Source organism: Ruminococcus sp. (assembly GCF_017549005.1).
Lineage (GTDB): Bacteria > Bacillota > Clostridia > Oscillospirales > Ruminococcaceae > Ruminococcus.
The window spans coordinates 25147-33908 of record NZ_JAFYYT010000026.1 but is presented as its reverse complement, the minus strand read 5'-3'; the positions used below and the strand labels follow the sequence as shown (position 1 = coordinate 33908).

10 protein-coding genes and 1 tRNA gene are annotated in these 8762 nt (G+C 48.6%); 7 read left to right on the top strand and 4 right to left on the bottom strand.

The window, feature by feature from the left end:
* Window positions 1-60: 60 nt before the first annotated feature.
* Window positions 61-137, bottom strand: a tRNA-Met gene (locus IKW96_RS06730).
* Window positions 138-509: 372 nt separating this feature from the next.
* Here IKW96_RS06730 and IKW96_RS06725 point away from each other — a divergent pair.
* From IKW96_RS06725 to IKW96_RS06710, 4 genes are all read left to right on the top strand, one after another.
* Complete coding sequence (locus tag IKW96_RS06725; RefSeq protein WP_296572149.1) at window positions 510-758, top strand: hypothetical protein; 249 nt, start codon at window positions 510-512, stop codon at window positions 756-758.
* A 4-nt stretch (window positions 759-762) separates the two neighbouring features.
* Complete coding sequence (locus IKW96_RS06720; RefSeq protein ID WP_296572147.1) at window positions 763-1806, top strand: hypothetical protein; 1044 nt, start codon at window positions 763-765, stop codon at window positions 1804-1806.
* Between the two features lie 96 nt (window positions 1807-1902).
* Entirely contained in the window at window positions 1903-2628 is a 726-nt protein-coding gene (locus IKW96_RS06715) for a hypothetical protein (RefSeq protein ID WP_296572146.1), read from the top strand.
* A 14-nt stretch (window positions 2629-2642) separates the two neighbouring features.
* Window positions 2643-3032, top strand: a complete 390-nt coding sequence (locus tag IKW96_RS06710) for a DUF5071 domain-containing protein (protein WP_296572143.1) — start codon at window positions 2643-2645, stop codon at window positions 3030-3032.
* A gap of 31 nt (window positions 3033-3063) precedes the next feature.
* On the opposite strand, the gene spoVAE is transcribed toward IKW96_RS06710, so the two are convergent.
* Together spoVAE and IKW96_RS06700 are read right to left on the bottom strand one after the other, a co-directional pair.
* Complete coding sequence (gene spoVAE / locus IKW96_RS06705; protein ID WP_296572140.1) at window positions 3064-3426, bottom strand: stage V sporulation protein AE; 363 nt, start codon at window positions 3424-3426, stop codon at window positions 3064-3066.
* Between the two features lie 3 nt (window positions 3427-3429).
* Entirely contained in the window at window positions 3430-4440 is a 1011-nt protein-coding gene (locus IKW96_RS06700) for a stage V sporulation protein AD (RefSeq protein ID WP_296572137.1), read from the bottom strand.
* 337 nt (window positions 4441-4777) lie between these two features.
* On the opposite strand from IKW96_RS06700, the gene IKW96_RS06695 reads away from it, so the two are divergent.
* Together IKW96_RS06695 and IKW96_RS06690 are read left to right on the top strand one after the other, a co-directional pair.
* Entirely contained in the window at window positions 4778-5278 is a 501-nt protein-coding gene (locus IKW96_RS06695) for a DUF6756 family protein (protein WP_296572132.1), read from the top strand.
* Window position 5279: 1 nt separating this feature from the next.
* Window positions 5280-5681, top strand: a complete 402-nt coding sequence (locus tag IKW96_RS06690) for a hypothetical protein (protein WP_296572129.1) — start codon at window positions 5280-5282, stop codon at window positions 5679-5681.
* 114 nt (window positions 5682-5795) lie between these two features.
* On the opposite strand, the gene IKW96_RS06685 is transcribed toward IKW96_RS06690, so the two are convergent.
* Window positions 5796-7970: a substrate-binding domain-containing protein gene (locus IKW96_RS06685; protein WP_296572126.1), complete on the bottom strand. Its 2175-nt coding sequence runs from the start codon at window positions 7968-7970 to the stop codon at window positions 5796-5798.
* A gap of 268 nt (window positions 7971-8238) precedes the next feature.
* On the opposite strand from IKW96_RS06685, the gene IKW96_RS06680 reads away from it, so the two are divergent.
* Entirely contained in the window at window positions 8239-8748 is a 510-nt protein-coding gene (locus tag IKW96_RS06680) for a sigma-70 family RNA polymerase sigma factor (protein ID WP_296572123.1), read from the top strand.
* The last annotated feature ends 14 nt before the right edge of the window (window positions 8749-8762 follow it).

Genomic DNA, 8762 nt, shown 5'->3' with positions numbered 1-8762 from the left:
TTGAACCCATGATTCCGCCGTGAAAGGGCGATGTCTTAACCTCTTGACCAACGGGCCATATGGTAGCGGCAGTAGGATTTGAACCAACGACCAATCGGGTATGAACCGAGTACTCTAGCCAACTGAGCTATGCCGCCATAAATGGTAGCAGGCGTCACCTGCGACTAAATTATTATATTACAAAACGGGTAAAAAGTCAAGCAGAGGAGGGCAACTGAGGATAAAATTTGGAGACACGCACAATTAGTTGATATACAAGCGAATCATAGTTGGTGAAAAGCACAGGGAGAAGCGAGGGGCCGAAGCCAACAAAAGTTAAATATATCATTATAAATACAAAAGGCGGCCGGAGGCCGTCATTTTTATGCCTGAACAGCTCCAACTTACCTGTGAAAAGTCCACCTGAGGTATAAAATAATTGATATTAAACGGTTTTACGTTTAAAAAGTGCTCATTTCAGCCCCCTTATGAAAGCGCTTTCAAAAATAAATCAAAAAGGAGAACCAACTATGTTAACTATTTTAAAAGAAAGATTCATGAATTTCAGCGACCAGCGGTCCGTAGTAATTGCGGAACTCGCCGTTGATACGAAAGCCGAGCTTCCCACCGTCAATGGGATAGACGGCAGAACTCTCGGGCAGGGAAGCCTTGCGTGGGAGGTTAGCACGGGAACATTCTACGGCCTCATGAGCAACGGCGTATGGGTCGACCAGACCACGGGCGACACTTACGATCCCTATGAACAGGACGGAGAGTGAGCCTATGCTTGAAGAGATCCTCAAAGCAGGAAAAGCAGGGCTTGCTGACGATAAGTACACGCTATTGCAGGGAAAGGCTTTTTTCAGCCATTCGGGCCCCGGCATAAGGGAACTCACAGGAGTACCGCCGCTCATATTTAATTCAGACGGCACGGCCCTGATCGACTGGCATATAAAGGGAGCCGCAGACGGAGTCGGAAAGTACACATTCAACTATCTTAAACAGGCTGCCGTAAGCGTTTCCAATGGACAGCCCTCAGGCTCGCAGTATGCGGGAACTGTTTCGTACAGCTTTGCGCGGACAGGACCGTCAATACCCAGAGGAGGTTCATATTCTGCCAACCGCGAGCAGTGGCTCGGTTCAACCTACAGCAAGACTATGTCAATCAGCGGCAACGTTGTCGGAATAGACGACCGCCAGATCGGGTATAATACCTGCCAGTACAGATTCAGGCTTGACGCAGGCAGCTACAAGCTTATTATGGAAGCCTTTGACCATTCGGGTCAGTGGTTAAGTGACAGGCTGACAAAGTACCCGTCCTCAAATTCATTCCGCGGAACTCCTGTAATAGCGCTGGTTAAGCCAAATGGTCAGACTTTGCTCAGTGAGCAGTTTGACAGGTCGCTGTATCAGGGGGACAATTTCGTACATCTCGAGTACAGCTTCACAATTACGGAACCTATGGAGATAGGACTTTTCTTTGACGGAATGGGTCATAACATTTCGACAGAGGAGTTCATGCCGCGATTCATGGTAGTAGATTCCGATACTGTAGCGCAGCCGTTTTCAATAACCTACGCTACCCGGGTATATGAGGGAGTTTCCTGCTGGGACGCGCCTCATGCTATACTTCCCGTCAGGGTCAGCAGCAGCGGACAGGTAACGACGGTGGATATAAGTCTCGGCAGGTCTATGCTTTACGAAAACGACGAGATAACCTTTACGGGAACTTCAGTAACTATCCCGACCTACAGCGGAAGGAACGTCCTCGACGTTGATTCCTGGGTGAAGCCGTCGGAGGTCTATATCAAGTATATGGGCACCTGACCTTTATTGACACAGCATACTGAATGATGTATAATAAAACTGAACAGGGCGGCGATTCTGCCGCCCTTACTCAAAACAGAAAGGAACGCAGCACACATGAAGCAACATGGCAGCAATGATGAAACAACAAAACCGACAAAACGAAAAGGAAAAAAGCTGATAATACTTATTGCCGCAGCAATTGCAGTCTGCATATGCGCTGTATACGGAGCATTCAGTTTTTCACGAGTTCACACTCTCCCGAAATGCGGGACAATTGTAAAGTGCGATGGATTTAAGCTTTACTATGAAAAAGAGGAGCTTTCACCTGTAAAAAGCTTTATGCTGAGATTTAAGAAGGGCGAAAAAGTCGCGGAATTCAGCGGTGAGGATATCGAATGGTACAAGCTTAAAGGTTCCGACGATATAAAAACTCTCATTCGCAAAAAAGACAATGAATATGAAAAGTGCGACTTCACTAACTATTATATCGAAGACAACGGCAGTATTGATATGAAATGGCTGCTGAAAAACGTCTTTTCCATCAGCTCGGGAAAGGATATCCTCGGCGTGACTGTTGACGGCAGCTCCGTAAAGACTGATGAAGCCATGAAGGATAAGCTCTACAGTGACCTTTTGTCTCTGCATTTTCCGCATACCGACGAAGAAAAAACAGTCATGGAAAGAATGTATCCAAGCTCTGACATCAGGAAAATAAGCATCAGGGTCAAAAACAAAACACTTAACTTCGTCCTTTATCCCTATGACAGATATCTCAAGCTTGACGAGGGCGGAGTTTATTCGCTGTTTACCGTGCTTTCCGATGATTATTCATTCAATTGAGAACGGAGTGAAAAATGGATATAAAAGCGCTTGTTCCGAAGGACAAATATGATATCACGGTGATATCAGAGCTGAAAAAGCTCTCAGATACCGAAATAGAGCCCATAATCCCCGGGCTTCTTGAATGGATACAGGACATGGACTGGCCTGTTGCAGGGGATACAGCGGAGATACTTTCCGTACACAGCAAAGTGACCGCCCCGTTTATCCCGAAGCTTCTGAGACCCGAACAGACTGACGATATATGGAAGTTCAACATAATCACTTATCTGCTGAAAAGGAACAGGAGCTTTTCCGAAAACGCTCTTATAACGGCAGAAGTCGAGCGTATCGCAGTTTCACCCACAAAAGGCGAGCAGCTGGAAGACGTTGATAAAGCGGCAAAAAGTTACCTGCGTGAATAAGCCTTTGCCGTCAGCGACAAGCCGCTCCTGCTCACATCTTGTCCTTCTGTTTGAATATCAGCGAAGCGGCAAGACCGAACAGCAGAGCCGCAGTGACTCCGCCTGACGCCGCGGTAAGTCCGCCCGTGAATATACCGAGAAAGCCGTCGCTTGCGATGGCTTTTTTTATGCCCTCTGCAAGGAGGTGTCCGAAGCCCGTAAGGGGAACGGTCGCTCCTGCACCTGCGAACTCCGCAAGTGGTTTGTAAAGTCCGACAGCCGAGAGGATAACTCCTGCCACCACAAATCCTGTGAGTATCCTTGCGGGAGTGAGCTTTGTAAAGTCGATAAGGAGCTGTCCTGCGGCGCACAGAGCTCCGCCGACGATAAATGCTTTTAATATATCTGTGAGCATGATTCAGTCCTTTCTGAGATGTACAAGGTGCGATATGGAGGGAATGCTCTCCCCCTGCTGGAGCGACATGGGCGACATAAGGGCTCCCGTAGCTGCAAACAGTATATCATGGACCTCTTCCCGTTCAAGCATGGGGAGAAAATGTCCGCAGAGCACGCTTGCTCCGCAGCCGCAGCCCGAACCTCCGCAGTGAGTGTCCTGCGTTTCAGCGTCGAATATCATAGCTCCGCAGTCACGGTGACGGGAAGTTATATCCACTCCCTGTTTCAGCAGGAAATCAAGGAGAAGACTGCTTCCCACTGTTCCCAGGTCTCCTGTTACGATGAGGTCATAGTCCCCGGGGGAAGTCCCCGAAGCGGAAAGATAACGCATTATAGTGTCCGCAGCCGCAGGAGCCATAGCGCTCCCCATATTGTTGATGTCCGTGATGTTCAGGTCGGCTATCTTGCCTATGCAGCCACCTGCGACGTGGATATTTCCGCTGCTGCGGGAGAGTATCACAGCTCCCGAGGCGGTACAGGTCCACTGAGCTGTGGGAGTCCTCTGACCGCCGTAGGACAGGGGAAAGCGGAACTGCCTTTCCGCCGTGGAGAAGTGCGACGAGGTAACGGCGGCAGTACGCTGAGCGGCTCCGCTGTCCGCAAGGAGGGACGCTATGAGAAGCCCCTCCGCCATAGTTGAGCAGGCTCCGTAAAGACCGAAAAACGGCATTGCGAGCTCCCTGACGCTGTAAGCCGAGCCGATACACTGGTTTATGAGGTCGCCTGCACAGATGATGTCGATATCGTCCTTGCAGAGCCGCGCCTTTCCGAGGGCAAGTCCCACGGCTTCAAGCTGAAAACGGGTCTCCGCCTGTTCCCATGTGTCCTCGCCGAAGTGGCTGTCGCTTATGACCTCGTCGAAGCAGCTCCCGAGAGGTCCCTGCCCCTCTTTTTCACCGACTACCGCGGCATAGCTCTCCACCATTACGGGAGTTTCCGTGCGAAAAACTCCCCTTGCAATACGTTCTGCCATGAAAATACCTCCGTTTCACAGGTATTATGTGAGTAAAACGGGAAAATATGCATAAGGGCGCAATTTATTGACATATCCACATTTTTAGGTTATAATTCTAGTATGATAGATCAAAATTCAGCTATGCTGAATTTTGATTAGTTTAGAGTTAAGAGTTGAGAGTTTAGAGTTAATGAGTTCGCTTCGCTCACATTATTTAAATAATGTCGCCGCAGGCGACACCATAACTTTTAACTTTCAATTCTCAACTTTATAATTTTGCTCTGAAAAATTATGATCTATTATATTCAATCCCCCCTAAAAACAAGCCCGAAAACTTCGGCAACAGGTGATAACTATGAAAATTTCCAACATAATAAACTCCGGTGAAGCCGAAAGGGCAGGTATGCGCTTGCAGATAGAAAACATCATCAAATCCTGCGGTATCGACAGAACGCGCTTTCACGAGTATTCAAAAACTGGATATCCTCAGGTGATAGCACGGTTTCTCTATACATTCACGGACTTTCAAAAGGACGCAAGGACTGATCCCGTATGCCTTGAGTACTGCTTTCTCAGATTCCGCAAGGAATGGGAAAAGCTCGTTATACCCTATGACTGGGCGGATATGATCGGCAGGACCCGTGAATACGTCAGTGGAAAGACTGACGGGAAGGTATTTCTGATACTTTCCCATGGCTGGGTGTATGAGGGCTTTATTGATGAGATCATGCAGGTGCTCGGCGAGACCGATAATCACCTCAGCGATTTCTACATTATGTCTCCGAAGTATGACTGGCTTGCGGCATACTGTGATGACGGCGACGCAATGGTTTTATACGAAAAAAGGCAGGTATAGTATGAATAACGCAAAAAAACTCGAAATAAACACAAACGGCGGCACTCTTATTTTTGAGGTCGTCAACGAGCTCAGATGGTGCGTGGTCTCATTCAGGACAGATTCTGGAACTGTAAAGCTGGGCGCTGAAAACGTCGGCATATTATGCGGCAGGATCACGGAAAAGCTCTCGGATGTCAGCAATAACAAGCCCTTTGTGCTCCACGATAAGGAAATGTACACCATAACCTCGCTTTTTGAGGGACACAGCACCCTTATATACAGTATGCTTGACGGAAACGCGGTGCAGGTACTTTACGGCGACGCAGAGCTCAGGATCAATCCGCTTTTTTCGCTTACTGAGGAGGAAAGGCTCGATTTCCTGAGAAAGCTCGAAGCATTCGGCGCAGAAGCGCAAAGCTGATAAAAAAACAAGCCCGAAAGCGTTTCTGTAAACAGCTTTCGGGCTTTGTTTTTCACTGATATATATTTTTTAGTTCATTATGGACGCCAAATGGTCGTCCCTGCAAGCTAAAGGTCACTTTGCCATGTTGCGGTACTGGTTGGGCGTAACGCCTACCGTTGCAAGGAACTGGCGCAGGAAGTACTTGCTGTCCACATAGCCGCACTGTTCCGCTATTTCCGTCATACTCAGCGGCGTTACCATAAGGCAGTAGGTCGCCTTTGCCATTCGCGCATTTATGCAGTCCTTGTGTATGCTGACGCCGAAGCACTTCTTGTACACCTCGCGGAGATGCCCTGCGCTGTACGGGTAGAGCTTCTGGAGCTTTTCCGACTCGAAGCTGTCCTGTGGATTGCTGTATATGTAGCTCCTGATACTGAGCATATCCTCATAGTGAGGACGCATACGCATTTCCATCTGTTCGCACTGCCGCTGTGCGAGTATATCCGTGCAGGCGCCTATCATGCGCGTATAGGACTTTTCCGTGCATTTCTTCGCGGCAAGCACGAAGGAGTCGAGTCCGTACTGCTCAAGATACACGTTATGCTGCAGGATTATTGAGTTCAGCCTGCTTTCGAGGAGAGACGCGTCGGCGTCACCCTGTATTATGCAGGCGAAAGTGTTGTCGTTGATCCTGCCGCAGATATCGCTGCTTCCGCAGAACTGCTTGACAGCCTCTGCCGCGTCCATTATGGCAGGTATCTTGCCGTTAAGCTCGTAAAAGCCTGCATTGGATATGCCTATCCTCATCATAACCAGCGTGAAGTCCTGATTTGTGATATCAAGGGTATGGTACGCCTTTCTCATGCCTGTTTCATTGTACATTCCCGTGAGAGTATCGCGCAGGTCGGAGAGGTTCTGACACTGCGTCAGGTACTGGATATCGTTCTTCATACGCAGGAACTCGAGACCGTTTGATACGGATTTGAGCCAGTTCCTGTAGATATCGTCATAGGTATCGGGATCGTGATATTTCAGCACGAGATAGCCGAAAAGCCTGTCGTTGAAGAAAAGGGGATTGAAATAGTATATTGCAGGCTCGTAATTCCTTGCAAGCAGTGCGGAAAAGTTGAATTTCTGCATATCAAAGGGCGTTTTATCGTCCCAGTTGACCATGCTCTGGCAGGAGAGTATGTCGCTGAGCTCAGCGTCTGAGTCGTACCAGTTCTTGTAAAGGCACAGGTAAAAGCTCTGTATGCCGCGGACCTGCCAGTGGAATGTTCCGCATATTTCCGTGAATTCGTTGAGAGTACGGCATTCCGTGAGCTTCTGATCGAGAGGATTGAAGAGGTTCCAGTTGTCGTAATCCTTTTTGTTGCGGGCGTTTTTCAGCTCCTCGGTATAGAGCTTTCTGTCAACTCCGCAGGTACAGCTGGTACCGCATATTATCTCGCCCTGAGGAGGGGCAAAGAGGAACTCTCTGTTCTTTATGCGGCTGTAGACCATATTTGCCGCGTCCTCGCCTATGGTCTCGCGGTTTCTCTTGTAGGTGGTGAGCAGAGGCGTGTGCATGAATCTGTCCCCGACATATTCATAGCCCACCACGGTAACGTCCTCGGGGATCTTGATCCCCAGCTCGTCGAACTTGTCGATAAGTCCGTAAGCCATATAGTCGTTGGCGCATACTATCGCCTGAGGGAGCTCAAGCTCGCCGTTGTGGTAGCGGTCTGCAAGCTCAGCGCCCGAGTTCATCCAGTAATTTCCGTAGTGTACGCGCTTTTCGTCGTACTCGATACCGTGTTTTTCCAGAGATCTTCTGTAGCCGTTTACGCGGAGATTTGAGGCTTCGATAAAATCATAGCCCGTGAGGATGTCTATCTCCGTGAAGCCGTGCTTTTCAACGAGATGATCGGTGAGGTCCTCGATGTCGTTCTCGTCGCTGGTATTGATAAAGGAACACTGGGGGAAGTCGAGCTCCTTCACGTGAGTTCCAACGATAACGATAGGAACGTCCTTGCGCGAAAGCAGGTCGGCTATGAGCTTCTTGAGGTCCTCATTTACAAACGATTCGGAAATAACGATAAGCCCGTCGAGCTCGTCGGAAAGAATGAGGTCATAGATCCTGTTTTCGCAGAAAAGCTCCTTTTCGCGGACGTTGGGGTTATAGTTATTGGAAAAAACAATGGTATCGCTTCCCACGCACTGATCGAACCTTGCAATTCCCTTGATGATCTGACGCTGTTCAATGCTGTTTGCCTCGGCAGCAACAACGCCTATGATCATTCTCTTTTTTCTTACCAAAATTCCCACTCCTTGATCTTTATCTATCGGTTTTTGGTCGGACAATTTATAAGAAGTCACCATAATTATACATTATTTATTAAGAATTGTCAATGAAGTTTTCTGCGTTTTTTCCACCTTTGGGGTATTTTTGTGGGTTGCGGCAAAGCTTACCGTCATACTGTACAATGTGAGCGAACGCTTTTTGTACATTGCGACTATTTTACAGATCAATTGCAACTATATGCCTGCCGCAGGACACGTATGTTATGAATCCGGATTCAAAGGAGGGATCCCTATGAACGATATGTCAGAAGATATCAGGCTCGCAAAAGAAGGAAACACCGAAGCCTTTGCAAGACTATACTCAACAGTTTACGAGGACCTTTATCATATTGCTCTGCACAGTCTGCGGAATCAGCACGACGCGGCTGACGCTGTGAGCGATACCGTTCTTGACGCTTTCAGGAGCATAAAGAAGCTCAGAAGCCCCGAAAAGTTCAGGGGGTGGATAATGACTATACTCGCTGCGAAGATAAAGCGCAAGCAGCGTACATACTTTGAGCCCTCGGAAGCTCTCGAGGATGCGCCTCAGCTTTCCGACAGCTTCAGCTATGAATCTGTGGAACTCAGAGAAGCTGTGGGAAGACTGGACGACGAATCGAAGCTGCTGCTGTCCATGTCGGTGCTGGGCGGCTACACCAGCGACGAGATATCCTCGCTCTGCGGAATAAAGCCGACTACCGTGCGTTCAAAGCTTGCAAGGATAAAGCAGAAGCTGCGGCTTGAGCTGACACCTGAAATATGACCCGTGAAAGGAGA

Coding starts and splice junctions, on each gene's coding strand:
- IKW96_RS06725 (WP_296572149.1), top strand. CDS start 510: ATGTTAACTATTTTAAAAGAAAGATTCATGAATTTCAGCGACCAGCGG.
- IKW96_RS06720 (WP_296572147.1), top strand. CDS start 763: ATGCTTGAAGAGATCCTCAAAGCAGGAAAAGCAGGGCTTGCTGACGAT.
- IKW96_RS06715 (WP_296572146.1), top strand. CDS start 1,903: ATGAAGCAACATGGCAGCAATGATGAAACAACAAAACCGACAAAACGA.
- IKW96_RS06710 (WP_296572143.1), top strand. CDS start 2,643: ATGGATATAAAAGCGCTTGTTCCGAAGGACAAATATGATATCACGGTG.
- spoVAE (WP_296572140.1), bottom strand. CDS start 3,426: ATGCTCACAGATATATTAAAAGCATTTATCGTCGGCGGAGCTCTGTGC.
- IKW96_RS06700 (WP_296572137.1), bottom strand. CDS start 4,440: ATGGCAGAACGTATTGCAAGGGGAGTTTTTCGCACGGAAACTCCCGTA.
- IKW96_RS06695 (WP_296572132.1), top strand. CDS start 4,778: ATGAAAATTTCCAACATAATAAACTCCGGTGAAGCCGAAAGGGCAGGT.
- IKW96_RS06690 (WP_296572129.1), top strand. CDS start 5,280: ATGAATAACGCAAAAAAACTCGAAATAAACACAAACGGCGGCACTCTT.
- IKW96_RS06680 (WP_296572123.1), top strand. CDS start 8,239: ATGAACGATATGTCAGAAGATATCAGGCTCGCAAAAGAAGGAAACACC.